This is a genomic window from Ruegeria sp. H4, from assembly GCF_056533065.1.
On record NZ_JBQFOC010000001.1, the window covers coordinates 532,343 to 551,659 of the forward strand.

Below are 19,317 nucleotides of genomic sequence, written 5' to 3' on the forward strand. Positions count from 1 at the left end.
GGCAAACCCGGTGCAGATGGCAACCCGTCAGAGAGTTAACTGAATGCGTTCAAAACCTGTGGGATCAGGGGTCAGAACTTGTGGTTCAAATATGTTTAATTCCGCCAAATACTTTAGCGCGCCGGGCCCGGTGGTCAGGATCGCCTGCGCGCCGTCTTGGGGGGCAAGCGCAAAAGGATAGGGTGTCTGTGCCAGCGGATCGGCGGGCAGATCGCCGATCAAATAGTCGCGCAGGACCCTTTTGATATCCAATGGCGGTAAGTTGATGGCCTGCGCCTGATCGACGAATGGAAAATACCCACCTCCGCTGGCGCGATAGTTGTTCAGCGCCACGATGACCTCCTGCTCGGGCTGCAGATCAGACCCGTTAAAGCGCAGCTGGCGTATGCGCCGATAGTCTTGGCCCAGCAATTGCCCTTGGCGGTCAAACCGCGCAGGTTGTGACAGATCGATCTGATAGCTCAGCCCAAACAGCACATCAAAATTATGCCCTGCGCGGCTTGGATCAATCAGCTCGCATGCGGCATCGAATTGCAACTGATGAAAAACGCCAGCCGACATCTCAAGCCAGTCGAGAACCTGTGCACCGGTGACTCTGATGGCGCGCAGCTCATTGGGGAAAATATGCAGGTCGGCGATGTGGCGCAGGCAAACCTCACCTGCAGGAACGTCGGTATAGAAGCGAGGGCCAGATCGACCACCACACTTGTAAGGAGAGACGGCCGATAGCATTGGTAGATCTGCCAGTGCCGAGCCCGCTAGATATGGCCTGAGGCCTGCCGCCTGGGCCATTGCAACAAGTACAAGCCCCTGATCCGGGGCGCAAAAGCTGAAATAGCTGTGCAAGGGCTGCGAGATTCGGGTCACCGGTTCTGCCATCTCAGCGCGGGTTTTGGAATGGATTGGTGCAAAAAGCGTGACCAGTTCGGGGTTTTCCGGCACCTCGGTATCATCTGATGCCGTACTCACCGCATGCAGTTTTGCACTTTGCGCGATAACCGCCCAGCCCGTATCGGCTGAATGCGCCATATGCAGATCAATCTGCCCCAGATGTGAGCCTGCGGATCCGGCCATGACCACGGGTTTGCCATGGATCAACCCGGCGTCATGATCCACTTGGGGCATATTGCTATGGCTTGGACCGGGCAGCGTGAAATGCGTATGCCCTGCGATCAGGGCATCTATGCCCGTAAGACCTGCGAGCGCGATCACCGTATTCTCAGACCCGGGGGCTTCGTCTTCCTGCTCGATCCCTGAATGCGCCAATGCGATGATCAGATCGCATCCCGCCGATTTCAGGCTCTGCACCGCGCGTTTGGCCGTGTCGAGAATACCTTCGGCGGCGACCATTCCACTTAAGTGATGCGCTTCCCACTGGGTTGTCTGTGGCGGCAGAACAGAAAAAACTCCAATACGCAGCGGGATATCTTGCCCGTTCCATGAAACGGTACGGTCAAAGATCGTGTGGTCTTGCCAGCGTGTTTGGATGCCTTTGTTTGGGTGCAGATTGCTGCACAGTACCGGGCAGGGCGCGTCGGCAAGAATACGGTCTAGCGCGTCCAGTCCAAAGCCAAAGTCATGGTTGCCCAGACCTATCGCATCGTACTGCAAAGCGGCAAAGCCCTGCATCATCGGGTGGGTGTCGTGGTCTTGCACCGCCTGGTCACCAAGCGGTGTGCCCTGAAGCGCATCCCCATTGTCGAACAGCAGGACAACTGCATCACCTGCGGATTCACGCGCAGATTCGATTAGGCTGGCGGTTCGCGTTAACCCGACCGAAGCATCGGGCTGATCGGAGTAATAATCGAAACCGGTCAGATTCATGTGCAGATCGGTGGTCGCGAGAATACGAATTTTCACGTCTGCGCTTTCAGTCTGACCTGTACAAACTGGTCTTGTTTTCACTCTGAACTACTACTTTTGGGCGATAATATTATTCAAAATCAACATTTAGTAGATTTAATGCACATATATTTAGGCGTATCAACCACTGCATTGTCGCAGGGACAGGGGGGTGCCGAGAAATGGCATTGCAACATTCTGGTTGCCGTGGCAGCCCTGTCAGCAAAGCCCAAGGGACAATGAATGAAAAACGCAGAACTGGTGACTTTTGGTGGCTCGGGTCTGGATCGAGCCGCCGAGCTGCGATCTGACGCAGAACGGCTGCAACACGCGCAAGATGAAACAAAGGCGCGCTGCGTCCTGCTGTGGCGCGGAAAACTGCTGGTGCAGGGTGAGGCCCTGGATCAGCTTATCAGGCTTCCGATGTCACACCCCGTGATTCAAAACGGACCGGGCGGGATTGTCGCTGTCCCGATCTTTTTGGGTTTGGAAGAAGGGCGCGCCCCGATCTTTGCCTTTGACATCTCGGGCTGGACAGCCGAGGGCCAAGATCTGACTGGCCTTGATACTTTTGTTGATCGGTCGGAACAGCAACACCCCGACTTGCCCATGGGCACTGCGTTTGCTGAGCTACGCCGGATCATGACCCGGCTTTCAACCCGCGATGCCGAGCTGGCAGCAACCGCCAAGGCCGTTATTGGCTGGCACAAGACGCACAAGTTCTGCGCCCAATGCGGTGCGCCATCCCAGATCGCGCAGGCTGGGTGGCAACGCAGCTGCCCGTCTTGCGGGGCCCAGCATTTCCCACGCACCGACCCGGTTGTCATCATGCTAATCACCCATGGCGATGCGGTTCTGATGGGCCGGTCGCCCGGCTGGCCCGAAGGAATGTATTCGCTACTCGCGGGGTTTGTGGAGCCGGGCGAAACTCTGGAAGCCGCAGTGCGCCGCGAGGTGATGGAAGAAGCAGGTGTTCCGGTGGGCGCCGTCTCGTACCTGTCCAGCCAGCCGTGGCCATTTCCGTCATCGCTGATGTTTGGCTGCGCGGGTCAAGCACTATCGCGTGACATCAAGATTGACCCGGTTGAAATCGAAGACGCGCTTTGGGTCACCAAAACCGAAATGATGCAGGCCTTTGCCGGAGATCATCCCAAGCTGTTGCCCGCCCGGAAAGGTGCAATTGCGCATTTCCTTTTGAGAAACTGGCTTGCAGATACATTAGACTGACGGAAAACTAGACCAAAAGCGTAGCAAAGGCCGAAATGCAGTTTTCAGCACGTGAAGATATTGAAGCCCCGATAAACTCGGTATTTGAGATGGTCGCCGATTTCGACCGGTTCGAGCGGATGGCGATGCGTCGCGGCGTAGACGTGCGGCGCGTGACGCAGGACGTCCCGCCTGCGGCGGGCACCACCTGGGACACCGAATTCAAACTGCGGGGCAAAGCACGCCAGATGACCGTTGTCATGACCGATTGTGAACGCCCGGCGCAGATGCGGTTCGAGGCCAACAGCAAGGGGATGGCAGGTGTCACGACGATTGATCTGCTTGCGCTGTCGCAGCGTCGGACTCGGTTGAGCGTGGATATGTCACTAAGCGCAAAATCCCTGCCCGCCCGGTTGCTGTTGCAATCAATGAAGCTGGGGCAAGCGCGGTTCCGCAAGCAATTTCAACTGCGGCTGGCTGAATTCGCGCGCGAGCTGGAGCAACGTTACAAGCACGGCTCATGATGTTGGTTGCTGCGGGCAGTTAGGGGCAGGGATTTGAGCGAAATCTTGTACAGACCTGCGCGAGAAGGTGACGCAGAGGGTATCGCAAGCGTCTTGCAGGACATCTTTGAGGCGGGAAAGCGCAAGGCGCCAGTAACAGCCGAGTTTGTTCTGGGTCACTATATCACCCATCCAGACAGTATTCGCTGCACGGTTGCCGTTGAACACATCGGGCAGATCCTTGGGTTTCAGTCGCTGAGATATGCGGCCGAAGACAACCCATATGATGTCGCGGTGGGTTGGGGCATCATTGGCACCCACATCCGGCCATCAGCCGCGCGACGCGGCATCGGGCGCGGATTGTTTGCCCAGACGTTGAACGCTGCCCGCGATTTCGGGCTGACATCAATCGACGCAACGATTGGTGCGGATAATCAAGACGGCCTTGCCTATTATGACGCGATGGGGTTCCGAACCTATCGACAGCTCGATGCTGGGGTGTCAAAAGCCTATACTCTGTTAGTCTGACACGCATGTCCCATATCATTGTCCTTCATGGTGCATCGAGCAGTGGCAAGAGCACAATCGCGCGCGCGCTTCAGAAGAAGATAGAACTGCCGTTCTGGCATATCTCGATTGACCATCTTCGGGATGCCGGGGTGCTGCCTTTGGATCGGTATCGCGCAGCAGAGTTTGATTGGCCCTCGGATCGGGCCGCATTCTTTGATGGGTTCCACAGGTCGGTGGCCGCTTATGCGGATGCGGGCAATCATCTGATCCTAGAGCATATCTTGGATACACCGGGTTGGGTCGAACAGCTGCAGTCCCTGTTCAGAGCTCATGATGTGCTGTTTGTCGCGGTCCACTGCCCATTGCCGGTGCTGACCGAGCGTGAGCGTCGACGAGGGGACCGCCCATTGGGCAGCGCCGCGCAGGATCAAGCCACGATCCACAACGGCAGGCGATACGATCTTGAGGTCACGTCGACCGATGGAACCGATCTATGCGTTGATGCCATACTCGCCACATGGTGCAGCGGTGAACGCCGGTCCGAGTTCTCGGACGCCAAAAACTAACTAAGAGTTGTTAGCCCCTGGGCCGGGCGGCTGGGTAGACCCCCAGAATCTCGACATTGGTCGTGAAGTGCTGCAGCTCATCCATCGCCAGTTGAACATTCCGGTCGTCCGGATGCCCCATGATATCGGCGTAGAACTGAGTCGCCGTGAACGAGCCATCAACCATATAGCTTTCCAGCTTGGTCATGTTGATCCCATTGGTCGCAAACCCGCCCATGGCCTTATAAAGAGCAGCGGGAATGTTGCGAACCTGAAAGACGAAACTGGTGATCATCTCATGGTCACCACGGCGGGAAGTATCAGCCTTAGGCGACATGACCAGAAACCGGGTTGTGTTATCACCGTGGTCCTCGATATGGCGCGCCAGTACGTCCAGGCCATAGATTTCGGCCGCCAGTTCACTGGCCAATGCGGCCGAATGCGGATCGTTAGCCTCAGAGACTTCACGTGCGGCGCGGGCGTTGTCGGGGCTGACTCGGCCACGAATACCATGTTCGCGCAGGAAAGTGGCGCATTGAGGCAGCAAAACCAGATGGGAATGTGCTTCGGTCACATCTTCCAGTTTGGCGCCGTGGACACCAAGCAGATTGATGTGAACGCGCACATAAGCTTCGTCAATGATGTGCAGGCCGCTATGGGGCAAAAGCCGGTGAATGTCAGCCACGCGCCCATAGGTGGTGTTTTCGACCGGTAGCATAGCCAGATCGGCCTGGCCCGAGCGAACCGATTCGATCACATCCTCAAAGGTGCGACAGGGCAGCGCCTCCATATCCGGCCGCGCATTGCGGCAGGCCTCGTGACTATAGGCACCTGGTTCTCCTTGAAAAGCAATGCGATTGGTCATTTGGTCGATTCCGTGCAACAAGTTCTTGAATTGGGCGTTTAGTCGCGGTGTCTATACCTTGCCTCTCGCAAGTGGAAGCCTTAGACACCTGCCCAGACAGCTGAAATGGACACGCGATCAATGTTCGACACGATGACAGTTACCAAGGCCTCAGCAGGCCTGTTCGGCACTTTCCTGGTGCTTCTCCTGGCCAAATGGGGCGCGGATATCCTGTATTCACCCGGTGGTCATGGCGAGGCGGAAGCCGCTTACATTATCGAAACCGAAAGCGCGGGCGAAAGCGCGAATGGCGAAGAAGTGGTCTTTGAGGACCTGCTGGCCGCTGCTGATCCTGAAAAAGGTGCACGCGTATTCCGGAAGTGTACTGCGTGTCACAAGCTGGAAGACGGGGCAAATGGCACGGGCCCGTATCTGTACGCAATTGTTGACCGTCCTGTTGCAACGGCCAAAGGGTTCACCGGCTATTCGGCGGCCATGCAGGCGCATGGCGGCAACTGGACGCCAGAAGCCCTGGATGCCTTCCTTGAGCGCCCAAGCGCCTATATCTCGGGCACATCCATGAGCTTTGCTGGTCTCAGAAAGCCAGAAGAACGCGCCGATCTGATTGCCTATCTGCAAACCATCGGCAATTGATCCTTAACAGATCAAAAACTCGTGAAAGCCGCTGCCTGTTGCAGCGGCTTTAATTTTTGCGTGAGGATTACTTCACAATACGCTCATGCATTCTAAACTTGAAACTGTGTGTTCTAGGCCTTTAGCTAGGCTGAGACGCATCAAGACGTTGACAGGTTTGTAGGAGAGGTGGGGATGACACGCAAAAGCACGATACCAACGCAGGCGCGTATGAACAGGCGCACCGCGCTGCAGCTATTGGGCGGTACGGCAGTTGCTGCAACCGCCCCCGGGCTCGGCGGCGTCTTGGCCGCTGGTACTGAAGCAGAGACCATCATTCGGGCACATGGGTATTCATTCTTTGGTGACCTTAAATATCCACCTGACTTCAAACATTTTGACTATGTGAACCCGGATGCTCCTGTCGGGGGCCATATATCGGTTTCAACGCGCGGCACGTTCGATGGGATGAACCGGTTCAATTGGCAAGGCAAAGCTGGGCTGTATTCGGGGTTGATTGCGGAAAGCATGTTTGGCGAAAGCCCATTTGGATCTGCGACGCCTGCAGACTCCATCACAGAAGCTTACGGGTTGTTGGCCGAGGCCGTCGAATACCCAGACACCAAGGAATGGTGCATATTTTATATGCGCCCCGAAGCTCGGTTTGCAGATGGCACTCCGCTGACCGCTCATGACGCAGCGTTCACGCATGACCTGTTTCTGGAACAAGGCATCCGCAGCTATGCCCGCGCGGTGAAGCAGCGGATCGAAGGTTATGAGATCATCGATGACCACACGATCAAATTTAACTTCGTGGATGGGGTTTCGCGCCGCTCCTTGATTTCTCAGGTTGGCGGGACCCCTGTGTTTTCAAAAGCCTGGTACGAAAAAACGGGCGAGCGATTGGATAAGCAGAGCTTGCAAACTCCGATGGGCAGCGGGCCCTATGTGGTCGATGATTTTGAGCTGAACCGCTATATCGTCTATCGCCGCAACCCCGACTATTGGGGTTGGGACCTGCCGATCAATGTGGGTCGTCACAACTTTGAGACCGTTCGGGTCGAATACTTCGCAGACGATGCTGCCGAATTTGAGGCGTTTAAGGCGGGTGTCTACACCTTCCGGGCCGAAGGCAGTACCAAGAAATGGGCAACGGGATATGAGTTTCCGGCTGTCCAAAACGGCTATGTGAAACGCGAAGAAATTCCGGTCATGTCGCCTCCATCGCCTTCGGGTTTTATTTTCAATATGACGCGGGCACCGTTTGACGACATCAAAGTGCGCGAGGCTTTGGGGCTTGCCTTCAACTTCGAATGGACGTCTGAATCTCTGCAATATGGTCTGACAGAACAGCGCCATTCCTTCGCAGAAAACTCGGAAGTCGCTGCCGAGGGGGTCCCGACAGGTCTTGAAAAAACCTTCCTCGAGTCACTTGGCGATTTGGTCCCCGAAGAGGTTCTGACACAAGAAGCGGTGCGTGCGCACAGCTCAAACCCATCGCGTACCGTGGATCGTAGGAACAAACGCACCGCGTTGAAACTGCTGTCCGAAGCGGGCTGGACTGTAAATGGTGCGGGCAAACTGCAGGATGCAGATGGCAATCCGATGTCCATCCAGATCATGCTGAATGCGTCCTCTTCGGACACGGCAGAGGCTATCGTGACTACCTATGCATCAAGCCTGGAAAGCTTTGGTGTTTCAGTCACGGTTGAAAAGATCGACAGTGCCCAGTGGATTCAGCGGTACTATGATAAAGACTTCGACATGATCTTTTTCCGCAACCAGCCGTTCTTGGAAGCAGGTACCGGTCTCAAACAGGCGTATGGATCAGAAACCGCCGTCGTATCGTCTTACAACCCGCAATCTTTGCAAAGCCCGTTGGTTGATGCGATCATTGATGCGGCTCTGGATACCAAGTCGCGCGAGGAAGAGATCGCATCACTAAAAGCTCTGGATCGTGTCCTTAGATACCTGCGTATTCAGGTACCGTCTGGATATGTTTCAGATACCTGGGTCGCCTACTACGACATGTATGAGCATCCCGAGGTACTGCCTCCGCTGGCTGTGGGTCAGTTTGATTTCTGGTGGTTTAACGAGGAAAAGTACCAGAAACTAAAAACTGCCGGCGCGGTGAGGTAACAGGCTTTGGGCGCATATGTACTACGCCGGCTTTTGCTGGTCATTCCAACGCTGCTTGGCATCATGATCGTGAACTTCACGCTCGTGCAATTTGTGCCAGGTGGCCCGATCGAGCAAATTCTGGCTCAGATGCAGGGCGAAGGTGATGTATTCGCCGGTTTTGCCGGGGGCGAGAACGTTCAGACCGAAGAAACATTTGGGTCGGACAGCGAATACATCGGCGCCCGTGGACTGCCGAAGGAATTCATCGAAGAACTGGAAAAGGAGTTCGGTTTCGACAAACCGCCGCTAGAGCGGTTTTTGAACATGTTGGGTAACTACCTGACGCTGGATTTTGGTGAAAGCTACTTCCGGTCGATCAGCGTGATCGATCTGGTGCTCGAAAAGATGCCCGTGTCGATCTCTCTGGGCCTTTGGTCGACCCTGATTGCCTATCTGGTCTCCATTCCCTTAGGCATTCGCAAGGCCGTCAAGGATGGATCGACCTTCGATACCTGGACCAGCGGAACCATTATCGTCGCCTATGCCATCCCAGGTTTCTTGTTCGCCATCCTGCTGCTGGTTCTTTTTGCCGGAGGATCCTATTGGCAAATCTTTCCACTACGCGGGCTGACCTCGGACAATTGGGAGAGCTTGAGCCTGTTTGGCAAAATTGCTGACTATTTCTGGCACATCGCCTTGCCGATCATTGCGCTGACCATTTCTGCCTTTGCGACGCTGACGCTGCTGACCAAAAACTCGTTCCTGGATGAGATCAAAAAGCAGTATGTCATGACGGCCCGCGCGAAGGGGTTGAGCGAGAAACGGGTTCTCTATGGCCATGTGTTCCGCAATGCCATGTTGATCGTGATCGCTGGATTCCCTGCTGTTTTCATTGGGGTGTTCTTCGGTGGATCAATCATTATCGAGACGATCTTCTCATTGGACGGGCTCGGCCGTCTCGGGTTCGAAGCTGCCGTGGCGCGTGACTATCCGGTGATATTTGGGACGCTGTTCATCTTTGGCTTGATGGGTCTGGTTGTAGGGATCATCAGCGATCTGATGTACGTCCTTGTCGATCCGCGGATCGACTTTGAAAAGCGGGAGGGATAAGTGGCTCTCTCCCCTCTGAACCAGCGCCGCTGGCGCAATTTTCGGCGTAACAGCCGGGCTTTCTGGTCTTTGATCATCTTTTCAATCTTGTTCGGCTTGTCCCTGTTTGCCGAGTTCATCGCCAACGACAAACCGATCCTGGTGCAATACCGCGGCGAATTCTATACACCAATCTTCAACTTCTACGCTGAAACTGAATTTGGCGGCGACTTCCAAACCGAAGCGATTTATCGCGACCCAGAGGTCATGTGCCTGATCGACAGTGGTGGTATGGACGCCTGTTTCGACGATCCCGAAGGCATCATTGAACAGATCGATGCCGGAACATATCAGGCCGACGGGTTCGAACGCGGCTGGGCCATCTGGCCTCTGATCCCGTATTCCTACAACACCAGCGTCGACCGCCCCGGAGCGGCCCCATTGCCGCCCAACGGGCAGAACCTGCTGGGCACGGATGACACGAAACGCGATGTGCTGGCGCGGGTTATCTATGGGTTCCGCCTGTCGATACTGTTTACCCTGCTTGTAACAGGCGCGGCCAGCCTGATCGGTATCTTTGCTGGGGCCATTCAGGGGTTCTTTGGCGGTTGGCTTGATCTGATTTTCCAGAGGATTATCGAGATCTGGTCGGCAACGCCCTCACTCTATGTCATCATCATCATGTTTGCCATTTTAGGCCGAAGTTTCTGGTTGCTGGTGGCATTGATGATACTGTTCGGCTGGACCGGTCTGGTGGGTGTTGTTCGGGCCGAGTTCCTGCGGGCGCGCAACCTGGAATATGTCCGTGCCGCGCGCGCGCTGGGCGTGGGAAACATGACCATCATGTTCCGCCACATGCTGCCCAATGCAATGGTCGCGACCCTGACCTTCATGCCGTTTATCGTAACCGGCACCATCGGCGGGCTGGCCTCGCTGGATTTCCTTGGTTTCGGCCTGCCATCCTCGGCCCCGTCTCTGGGTGAGTTGACCTTGCAGGCCAAGCAAAACCTTCAGGCCCCGTGGCTGGCCTTCACCGCGTTTTTCACCTTTGCCATCATGCTATCGCTGCTTGTCTTCATTTTCGAAGGCGTCCGCGATGCGTTTGATCCCAGAAAGACCTTCTCATGAGCCTTTTGGATGTGAACAACCTGAGGGTCTCGTTCCGGCAGGACGGGCAGGTCTCGACAGCGGTCAAAGGTGTTTCCTTCACCGTGGACCGTGGCGAAACCGTTGCGTTGGTCGGGGAATCGGGATCGGGTAAATCCGTGACAGCCTTGTCGACAGTGTCCCTGCTGGGGGACAGCGCGATTGTGGAAGGGTCCGTGCGGTATGATGGGCAAGAAATGATTGGCGCGTCCGAGGACAAGCTGATGGAGGTTCGTGGAAACGACATCAGCTTCATCTTTCAGGAGCCGATGACGTCGCTGAATCCGTTGCACACCATCCAGAAACAGATGGCCGAATCCCTGGCGTTGCATCAGGGGCTAACAGGCGATGCAGCGCGCGCTCGGATTGTCGAGTTGCTGACCAAGGTTGGCATCCGCGATCCCGAGGAACGGCTGGACAGCTATCCGCACCAATTGTCAGGCGGGCAGCGTCAGCGTGTGATGATTGCGATGGCCTTGGCCAATAAGCCGGACATCCTGATCGCGGATGAGCCCACGACCGCGCTGGACGTGACCATTCAAGCACAGATACTGGAACTGTTGGCTGAGCTTCAGAAATCCGAGAATATGGGGATGCTGTTTATCACCCATGACCTTGGCATCGTGCGGCGGATCGCTGATCGCGTCTGCGTGATGAAAGACGGAGAGATCGTCGAAACCGGGATCACGGCTGAGATTTTCGACAACCCGCAACACCCCTATACGCGCAAGCTGTTGGAGGCTGAGCCTTCGGGCCAGCCTGATCCTGTGGCCGCCGGTGCCGAAGAGGTTGCACGGACGGATCATCTGAAAGTCTGGTTCCCGATCCAGCGTGGTTTCCTGAAACGAACTGTAGGTCACGTGAAGGCCGTCAATGACGCAACGCTGAGTGTCAGAGCTGGCGAGACATTGGGGATTGTCGGTGAAAGTGGTTCGGGCAAGACCACGCTTGCATTGGCTATCATGCGATTGATCGCATCTGAAGGCGGTATCACGTTCCGCGATCAGGACGTCCGCCGCTGGTCCACGCGCGAGCTGCGACGGTTGCGCAAGGACATGCAGATCGTGTTCCAGGACCCGTTTGGCAGTCTGAGCCCGCGTATGACCTGTATGCAGATCATCGCCGAGGGGTTGGCCATTCACAAGGTCGACCCGCATCGTGCCCCGCGCGAACTGGTGGCCGAGGTGATGACCGAAGTGGGTCTGGACCCGGCCTCGATGGATCGCTATCCGCATGAGTTTTCGGGCGGACAACGTCAGCGGATCGCGATTGCACGTGCCATGGTGTTGCGGCCGAAACTGCTGGTACTGGATGAACCGACCAGCGCGCTGGATATGACGGTGCAGGTGCAGATCGTCGACCTGCTGCGCGATTTGCAGCGAAAATACGGGCTGGCCTATCTGTTCATCAGTCATGATCTAAAGGTCGTTCGGGCGATGTCGCATAACGTGATCGTCATGCGCAACGGCGACGTGATCGAGATGGGCGCAGCGGAAGACCTGTTTGAGAACGCTCAAACAGACTATACGCGCGAGCTGATCGCAGCGGCGGGCTGACGCCCGCCTTGCGCAGTTGTCATGCGTTGACTTTTTCGCGTGAGGCCGTAGTTGGGACCGGTCCGCGCAACTCCTCATAGTGATCGAAGTTCAGGTTTACCCAGCCGGTGCCACGCGTGGCGCTGGCCAGGGTTCGATGCAGCTCATCCTGCGCGACGGCCGGAAGTTGGGCGTTGAAGATTTCCCAACCCGACGCATTCGGGTTGCCTTCAAACCCCAGAACCTGCCCCTGCAGCGAACTGATCGTGGGGACCAGATCACCTACAAAATCAGATGGCAGGTGAATCTCGGCATTCAGAATGGGCTGCAGCACAACTGGCTTGGCTTGCGGCAGGGCCTCACGTACGGCATTCTTGCCAGCCGTTCGGAAGGCATAGTCCGAGCTGTCTACGTTGTGGTGTTTCCCATCGCTTAGGGTGACTTTGACATCCACCACAGGGAAGCCTTCGGGCCCCTGAACCAATGCGTCCTGTGCCCCGTGTTCAACCGACGGGATGTAGTTCTTGGGAACGGCTCCTCCCTTGACGACCTCTTCAAACTTAAACCCCGAGCCGCGGGGTAATGGCGAAACCGAGATGACGACATCGGCGAACTGTCCTGCCCCGCCCGATTGCTTGCGGTGACGATGCCGGTGCTCAATGGGTGCCCGGATGGTCTCGCGATAAGCGGTTTCAACCGCGTCGGTCTCGATCTCAATCCCGAAATCTTCGGCCAGCTTGGCGGTCACGCGCCGCATATGTTGCGGTCCTTGCGAACCCAGAACAGCATGCCCGCTGAGTTCATCCTGTTCCATCTGAAGCCCTGGATCGATCTCGACCAATCGGCTCAGGGCGTTTGACAGGCGCACATCGTCCCGCTCATGCGCGGGCGAGATGACCTGACGATGCGCAACCGGGTGCGATGCGGCCCAATCGGGCAGCGGTGTGGCGGCGCGGCTGTCATAGATGAAGCCGGGGTTGAGGTGATCGGACTTGACCGCGAGGCCGATCTGTCCGGCCTCAAGGGCACCAATCTGTGTTTTTGCATCCAACGTGGTCAGGTTGCCAACGGTTTCGCCACCTAAGGCTTCATGCGCTTTGACCCCATCACCCAGGCCGCGCAGCACTGTGATCTTACCGATATGCTTCTTCACATCAGCAAACCCAGCAATGGCCCGTGCATTGTCGGCCGCCTCATCCCGCCCAGCGGCGATATCAAACTCCGGGGCCTCGTGCCTTAGGGCTTTCATGAGCCGGGTCAGGCCGTTGCCATGGCTCGCGGCCCCCAGGCAGGCTGGGATTAGTTGGTGGTTCTGTAAGACTTGCGCGGCCAGTTCGTAAACCTCGGCACTTGGGGGCTGCTTGTCTTCGATCAATTGTTCTAGCAGGTGATCATCAAAATCCGACAAGGTTTCCAATAGCTCGGTGCGCGCCTCTTGTTCGCGATCCTCAACCGATTGCGGCAGCTCGATCAGGGCCGAGGGTTGGCCATCCTGATATTTCCACGCCCGCTCTGAAATCAGATCAACCGCGCCAATGATCGTGCCCCCATCCCGGATCGGCACCTGTCGCAATGCGATGTGATGAGAGCAATAGGTCTGCAGCGCGGCGATGATGTCGCGGATGCGGCCATTTGGGTTATCCATTCGATTGATGAACAGGAAGCAGGGGATACCGGCCTCTTCGACCAAGCGCAGATAGGGCGCGCATAAGACCGCAGCGTCCGGGTCGGGCGGCACAACTACAACTGCGGCGTCCGAGATGGCCATGGCCGGGCCGACATAGGCCAACGCATCGCCACCGCCATCGACGTCAACCGCGCACCAGGGCTCGTCCAAATAAGAAAAACCGTGCAAATGCACGGTTCCGCAGATGTCGAATGTTGTGGGGCGCCCGTCGAGGCGGCTTATGGCCTCGACCAGAGTGGATTTGCCCGATTGGCTGGGGCCTAGAACCGTGAAAACGCGCATAAGTGCTGTCCCTCTTTCAGGTTGCAGAGTGGCTGCACGAAAGGGGGTGCCTCACGCTGGGGTGTCGGCACGGGTTGTCTGCGAATGGGCCTGCCTCGGGCTGTGGGCACATATTGTGGCCCACGCCTTGAGTGTGCGGAATCCATATGCCGTGCGTCAAGTCCCCTGTTTCGGATTGCTTGCCCGGGGGTTGCCGCGCAACTGACGATGCTAGATCGCGGAGCTGTGCCCGGCTTTGCTTAGGTCATAAGCGTCGAAACTTCGCGCAATCATCCGGGTTAACGCGCGAGCCTCGGGCGGGATGAACAACCCATTTTCGGTAATGCGCAGCAAACCGTCGAAGGCCGCATTTGCGGAATCGTACATACCGCCCAGATCTTCGACCGATACTTCGAAGTTACGTAGGATTTCGGCTGTGTTGATCTGGAAATCGCACATCAGTGCTTCGATCAGCCGGGCGCGCAGCGCGTCCTGATCCTTGAACAAATGTCCGCGCGAAGTCGAAAACCTCCCATCGCGAATTGCTTTGGTATGCGCCGATGTCGCCGGGTTGTTCTGTGCGTAACCCTGCGGGAAACGCGAAATCGAGCTTGCGCCGACGCCAATCAGAACTTCGGCCTGGTCGTCAGTATAACCTTGAAAGTTCCGTTTCAGCCGCCCTGCATTCAACGCCTTGGTCAGGCCGTCTTCTTGCGTCGCGAAATGGTCGATGCCGATCTCAGCGTAGTTGTCCCACATGAACAGGCGGCGGGCTGTGTCGTACAAATCCAACCGTTGTTCTGGCGTTGGCAGCGTCTCGGACGGAATAAGTTGCTGTCGTTTCGCCATCCAAGGGACATGGGCGTAGCCGTATAGCGCCACCCGGTCCGGATTAAGCGACAGAAGCTTTTGAACGCTTTCGGTCATGCGCGCCTTGGTCTGGTGGGGCAGGCCATACAGAATATCGGCGTTCAAACTGGTGATACCGCGTGTACGGATCAAATCGACCGCATCACGGGTGGTGTCATAGCTTTGGATGCGGCCAATTGTCTTTTGAATCTCGTCGTCGAAATCCTGAACACCGATTGAGGCCCGGTTCAAGCCCGCCTCGGCCAGCGCATCCAGCCGTGCTTCGTCAACCTCGTTCGGGTCGATCTCTACTGAGAACTCGGCATCGGGGCCCAGTGGAACAATGCTAAAGATATGCCGGGACAAATCGCGCATTAGATCGGCGTTCAATAGTGTCGGCGTGCCACCGCCCCAATGTAGGTGCGACAAAACCACACCGTCGGGCAGGCGCGCTGCCAGCAAATCGAGCTCGGCTTTCAGCACATCCACGTAAGCGATCACCGGGTTATCGGTTTGTGTCCCCTGCGTGCGGCATGCGCAGAACCAGCAAAGCCTGCGACAGAAGGGGACATGGATGTACAGCGAGATCGCGCTTCCAGGCCTGATTGCCGAGACCCAGTCGCCAAAACGATCCGCCCCCACATCATTGCTGAAATGGGGGGCGGTGGGATAGCTGGTGTAGCGCGGCACCTTCGCGTCAAAAAGTCCAAGCCGAGCCAATTGTGATTTCTGTATCATAGCGATACCCTAGGCAGATAGACGACTTGGCTGCTTTGACCGAGATCAAGTGGGAACGCGCATGACAGCAAAACTACAGTTCGATCACGCCAACTGTGAAAGTTGCCCTATCCGCCATCGCGCTGTGTGTGCGCGCTGTGATGCGGATGAACTCGAAACACTCGATAGCATCAAGTACTACCGTAGCTTCGAAGCAGGTCAGACGATCATTTGGTCGGGTGATCAGATGAATTTTGTCGGCTCGATCGTGTCGGGTATCGCTTCGCTGACCCAAACAATGGAGGACGGCCGGACCCAGATGGTGGGCCTTTTGCTGCCCAGCGATTTTGTCGGTCGCCCCGGACGCGACGCAGCGGCCTATGATGTGCAGGCCACCACGGATGTGGTCATGTGTTGTTTTCGCAAGAAACCCTTCGAAGACATGATGAATGTAACGCCACATATTGCACATCGTCTGCTTCAAATGACCTTGGACGAGTTGGATGCGGCCCGCGAGTGGATGTTGGTTTTGGGGCGCAAGACCGCACGGGAAAAGATTGCCAGCCTGTTGTCGATCATTGCCCGACGCGATGCATCGGTCAGCCAAAAGGGGCTGTCTGGTCCGTTTGTTTTCGATCTCCCGCTTACACGCGAAGCCATGGCGGATTACCTTGGTTTGACGTTAGAGACCGTCAGTCGACAGATTTCGGCGCTTAAGAAGGACGGGGTGATCTTGCTGGAAGGCAAACGCCATGTGACTGTGCCGGATATGGATCGGCTGTTGGAAGAGGCCGGAGATGACTCGGATGGCGGGTTTCTGGTCTGAGTGTCTGACTAGCTAGCGGGCTCAAACGACGGCGCGCTAGTGTTAAGGAGAACACCGTGGAATTCAGCAGTGTATTGGCCATGGTTGCAATCGGCGCAATCGCAGGCTGGTTGTCAGGCAAAATCATGGAAGGCCGTGGCTTTGGCCTGTTCGGGAACATCATCGTCGGCATAGTCGGCGCTTTTGTTGCAGGTCTGATATTCCCGGCGCTGGGCTTTTCCGTAGGAGGCGGCGTGTTTTCGTCGATCTTCGCTGCCACAATTGGCGCAGCGATATTGTTGTTCCTGATCGGTTTGGTACGGCGCGGATGATCAACGAAGCTGCCCAGACAGGCAGCCTCCACAGTGCAAACCCTGTTTAGTGGGCCAGAAAAACCGGCACCACAGACTGCTCGAGCATATTGCGCGTTGCCCCGCCCAATATCGCCTCGCGAAAACGCGAATGGCCATAGGCCCCCATCACAATCATGTCCGATTCCGTGTCGGTCGCGTGCCGGTTCAGAATGTCGGAGACGCGGGTCATGGTTTTGCTGAGTACCTCGATTTCACATTTCACGCCGTGCCGTGCCAGCATCTGCGATAAGCCGCCACCTGGATCTGACCGGTCGGGCCCGTGGCGGGGCGGGTCGATTACTACGATGCGCGCCAATTCAGCTTGTACTAGGAACGGCAAGGCGCGTCGAACGGCGTGCATTGCTTCGACACTTTCGTTCCAGGCAATCATGATGTTCTGGGGTGCAGCAACTGGGTTGTCCTTGCCCGGGACAACCAGAACCGGGGCGTGACCTTCGAACATAGCAGCCTCGATGATGGGCTCTGCTTCGGCGCCACACTCCTCCCCATAGGGTTGAGACAGCACGACCAGGTCTGAGAACCGGGCGCGGTGCGCGACGTGGCGGCCAATATCGGCAATCTGGGCAACGCCACTTTCGGCTGACCAGCGCGCTGATGTCTTTTTCAGATAGTCCTTTGCAAACGCCAGAACTTCATCGGCATCCGCATTGGCCCGGCTGAGCGTTTCCTGAAGGATCAACGCGTTTGCGCCGGCGTAATAATAGCCGGTTTGGCTGCGATCGACACCCAGGCACAGGGCCTCGGCATGACCATCCTGCGCCTCGGCCAGAACGGCGGTCTGGGCAAGTGCAGGCTGGGCCAACTTTGTTTCAGTCATGATGGTGAGAATAGATTTGTAAGCCATGTCGACCTCATCTTCCGAGCGCGGGTTCGTTATAGGTAGGTGCCCATTCACCTATTATGCGTGTCACAGAAAACGGCGGGTTGTCTTGACTCAGATCAAAGCAGTCGGGACCATCATTCGACAATACATCAAGCAGTCAAAAAGGTTTTGCGCGGCATGTAAATCGCGCAGAGCAGGGTAAAGGGACGCAATATGTCGAATTACATCAAGCTGATCGTGCTTGGCCTTCTGGTGGTGTTTGCTGCCATAGGGTCAAATTACGCACGGGATTTGGCGTATCAGGTGCATGCGATTCTGGTGATGGTCATCGCCGCGGGATTGTTTATCTGGACGCTTCGAAACACGGATGAGCCAGATATTCTAGTAGATCGCTCGGGCGAATACATGGATGACGTGATCCGCTATGGCGTGATCGCAACAGCCTTCTGGGGTGTTGTTGGGTTCCTTGCAGGAACCTTTATTGCGTTCCAGCTGGCCTTTCCAACGCTCAACTTTGAATGGGCGCAGGGCTATCTGAACTTTGGTCGTCTGCGTCCGCTGCACACTTCGGCAGTGATTTTTGCATTTGGCGGCAACGCGTTGATCGCGACGTCATTCTACGTGGTGCAACGCACCAGTGCTGCGCGTCTGTGGGGTGGCAACCTCGCATGGTTCGTATTCTGGGGCTATCAGCTGTTCATAGTGCTGGCCGCAACTGGCTATGTTCTGGGTGGTACGCAATCCAAGGAATATGCCGAGCCTGAGTGGTATGTGGACCTGTGGCTGACCATCGTCTGGGTGGCTTACCTAGCCGTGTATCTGGGCACGATCATCAAGCGGAAAGAGCCGCATATCTATGTGGCCAACTGGTTCTACTTGGCCTTTATTGTGACCGTTGCGATGCTGCACTTGGTCAACAACATGACCATCCCGGTCAGCATCTGGGGTTCGAAATCGGTTATCGTCTGGTCCGGCGTGCAGGATGCCATGATACAGTGGTGGTATGGCCACAACGCTGTGGGCTTCTTCCTGACTGCGGGCTTCCTGGGCATGATGTACTACTTCATTCCGAAACAGGCCGAACGTCCCGTATTCTCGTACAAGCTGTCGATTATCCACTTCTGGGCGCTGATCTTCCTGTATATCTGGGCCGGTCCGCACCACCTGCACTATACCGCGCTTCCCGACTGGGCCTCGACGCTGGGCATGGTGTTCTCGATCGTGCTGTGGATGCCGTCCTGGGGTGGTATGATCAACGGTCTGATGACCCTGTCGGGCGCGTGGGACAAGCTGCGCACCGATCCGATCATCCGCATGATGGTCATCTCGGTCGGCTTCTATGGAATGTCCACCTTTGAGGGTCCGATGATGTCGATCCGTGCGGTGAACAGCCTTAGCCACTATACCGACTGGACCATTGGTCACGTGCATTCGGGCGCCCTGGGCTGGAACGGCATGATCACCTTTGGCGCGCTGTACTTTCTGGTGCCTGTCCTGTGGAAGCGTGAGCGTCTGTATTCGCTGCAGATGGTCAGCTGGCACTTCTGGCTCGCCACCATCGGCATCGTGCTCTACGCCGCGTCGATGTGGGTCACCGGTATCATGGAAGGCCTGATGTGGCGCGAAGTGGATGCCAACGGCTTCCTGGTGAACTCGTTCGCTGACACCGTAGCCGCCAAGTTCCCGATGTATGTGGTACGTGGCTTGGGTGGGGTCCTGTTCCTCGCTGGCTCACTGATCATGTGCTACAACCTGTGGATGACTGTGCGGAAAGCGCCGGCCCGTGAGGCCAACCTGACCGTCGCAGTCCCGGCTGAATAAAGGAGG

General features: G+C 56.6%; 17 protein-coding genes. 12 read left to right on the forward strand and 5 right to left on the reverse strand.

What is annotated here, in order from left to right; translation table 11 throughout:
• Window positions 1-27: 27 nt before the first annotated feature.
• Window positions 28-1,905, reverse strand: a complete 1,878-nt coding sequence (locus ACR0KG_RS02650) for a bifunctional 2',3'-cyclic-nucleotide 2'-phosphodiesterase/3'-nucleotidase (protein ID WP_480826410.1) — start codon at window positions 1,903-1,905, stop codon at window positions 28-30.
• A gap of 180 nt (window positions 1,906-2,085) precedes the next feature.
• Here ACR0KG_RS02650 and nudC point away from each other — a divergent pair, with 180 nt between their 5' ends.
• The 4 genes from nudC to ACR0KG_RS02670 are packed head-to-tail and all read left to right on the forward strand — an operon-like array spanning window position 2,086 to window position 4,627.
• Entirely contained in the window at window positions 2,086-3,069 is a 984-nt protein-coding gene (gene nudC / locus ACR0KG_RS02655) for an NAD(+) diphosphatase (protein WP_480550814.1), read from the forward strand.
• Between the two features lie 35 nt (window positions 3,070-3,104).
• On the forward strand, window positions 3,105-3,572 hold the full coding sequence (locus ACR0KG_RS02660; RefSeq protein ID WP_480545472.1) for an SRPBCC family protein: 468 nt from the start codon (window positions 3,105-3,107) through the stop codon (window positions 3,570-3,572).
• Window positions 3,573-3,605: 33 nt separating this feature from the next.
• Window positions 3,606-4,079 (forward strand): N-acetyltransferase family protein, encoded by a 474-nt coding sequence (locus tag ACR0KG_RS02665; RefSeq protein ID WP_480545470.1) that lies wholly within the window; start codon window positions 3,606-3,608, stop codon window positions 4,077-4,079.
• 5 nt (window positions 4,080-4,084) lie between these two features.
• Complete coding sequence (locus ACR0KG_RS02670; RefSeq protein WP_480545468.1) at window positions 4,085-4,627, forward strand: chloramphenicol phosphotransferase CPT family protein; 543 nt, start codon at window positions 4,085-4,087, stop codon at window positions 4,625-4,627.
• 10 nt (window positions 4,628-4,637) lie between these two features.
• Here the strand turns inward: ACR0KG_RS02670 and ACR0KG_RS02675 are convergent, their stop codons facing one another.
• On the reverse strand, window positions 4,638-5,471 hold the full coding sequence (locus ACR0KG_RS02675; RefSeq protein ID WP_480826411.1) for a prephenate dehydratase: 834 nt from the start codon (window positions 5,469-5,471) through the stop codon (window positions 4,638-4,640).
• 120 nt (window positions 5,472-5,591) lie between these two features.
• Here ACR0KG_RS02675 and ACR0KG_RS02680 point away from each other — a divergent pair, with 120 nt between their 5' ends.
• The 5 genes from ACR0KG_RS02680 to ACR0KG_RS02700 all read left to right on the forward strand — a co-directional run bounded on the left by ACR0KG_RS02680 (window position 5,592) and on the right by ACR0KG_RS02700 (window position 11,995).
• Window positions 5,592-6,104 carry a c-type cytochrome gene (locus ACR0KG_RS02680; protein ID WP_170534527.1) on the forward strand — a complete coding sequence of 171 codons (513 nt, stop codon included), beginning with the start codon at window positions 5,592-5,594 and terminating at the stop codon, window positions 6,102-6,104.
• Window positions 6,105-6,278: 174 nt separating this feature from the next.
• Window positions 6,279-8,222, forward strand: a complete 1,944-nt coding sequence (locus ACR0KG_RS02685; protein WP_480826412.1) for an extracellular solute-binding protein — start codon at window positions 6,279-6,281, stop codon at window positions 8,220-8,222.
• A gap of 6 nt (window positions 8,223-8,228) precedes the next feature.
• Window positions 8,229-9,314 carry a microcin C ABC transporter permease YejB gene (locus ACR0KG_RS02690; RefSeq protein ID WP_480826413.1) on the forward strand — a complete coding sequence of 362 codons (1,086 nt, stop codon included), beginning with the start codon at window positions 8,229-8,231 and terminating at the stop codon, window positions 9,312-9,314.
• On the forward strand, window positions 9,315-10,421 hold the full coding sequence (locus ACR0KG_RS02695) for an ABC transporter permease (protein ID WP_480826414.1): 1,107 nt from the start codon (window positions 9,315-9,317) through the stop codon (window positions 10,419-10,421). It begins immediately after the preceding gene.
• Window positions 10,418-11,995, forward strand: coding sequence for an ABC transporter ATP-binding protein (locus ACR0KG_RS02700; RefSeq protein ID WP_480550824.1), 1,578 nt, complete (start codon window positions 10,418-10,420; stop codon window positions 11,993-11,995). Before ACR0KG_RS02695 ends, ACR0KG_RS02700 begins: the two co-directional genes overlap by 4 nt.
• 19 nt (window positions 11,996-12,014) lie before the next feature.
• Here ACR0KG_RS02700 and ACR0KG_RS02705 read toward each other — a convergent pair whose 3' ends face one another.
• Together ACR0KG_RS02705 and hemN are read right to left on the reverse strand one after the other, a co-directional pair.
• Entirely contained in the window at window positions 12,015-13,943 is a 1,929-nt protein-coding gene (locus tag ACR0KG_RS02705) for an elongation factor G (protein ID WP_480826415.1), read from the reverse strand.
• A gap of 210 nt (window positions 13,944-14,153) precedes the next feature.
• Window positions 14,154-15,509 (reverse strand): oxygen-independent coproporphyrinogen III oxidase, encoded by a 1,356-nt coding sequence (hemN, locus tag ACR0KG_RS02710; RefSeq protein ID WP_480826416.1) that lies wholly within the window; start codon window positions 15,507-15,509, stop codon window positions 14,154-14,156.
• Between the two features lie 61 nt (window positions 15,510-15,570).
• Between hemN and fnrL the strand changes: the two genes are divergently transcribed.
• Window positions 15,571-16,314 carry a transcriptional regulator FnrL gene (gene fnrL, locus ACR0KG_RS02715; RefSeq protein WP_480550830.1) on the forward strand — a complete coding sequence of 248 codons (744 nt, stop codon included), beginning with the start codon at window positions 15,571-15,573 and terminating at the stop codon, window positions 16,312-16,314.
• A gap of 56 nt (window positions 16,315-16,370) precedes the next feature.
• Window positions 16,371-16,625, forward strand: a complete 255-nt coding sequence (locus ACR0KG_RS02720) for a GlsB/YeaQ/YmgE family stress response membrane protein (RefSeq protein WP_480826417.1) — start codon at window positions 16,371-16,373, stop codon at window positions 16,623-16,625.
• Between the two features lie 46 nt (window positions 16,626-16,671).
• Here the strand turns inward: ACR0KG_RS02720 and ACR0KG_RS02725 are convergent, their stop codons facing one another.
• Window positions 16,672-17,511 carry a universal stress protein gene (locus tag ACR0KG_RS02725; protein ID WP_480826418.1) on the reverse strand — a complete coding sequence of 280 codons (840 nt, stop codon included), beginning with the start codon at window positions 17,509-17,511 and terminating at the stop codon, window positions 16,672-16,674.
• A gap of 192 nt (window positions 17,512-17,703) precedes the next feature.
• On the opposite strand from ACR0KG_RS02725, the gene ccoN reads away from it, so the two are divergent.
• A complete protein-coding gene (gene ccoN, locus ACR0KG_RS02730) occupies window positions 17,704-19,311 on the forward strand; it encodes a cytochrome-c oxidase, cbb3-type subunit I (protein ID WP_170533199.1) in 1,608 nt (535 codons plus the stop codon).
• The last annotated feature ends 6 nt before the right edge of the window (window positions 19,312-19,317 follow it).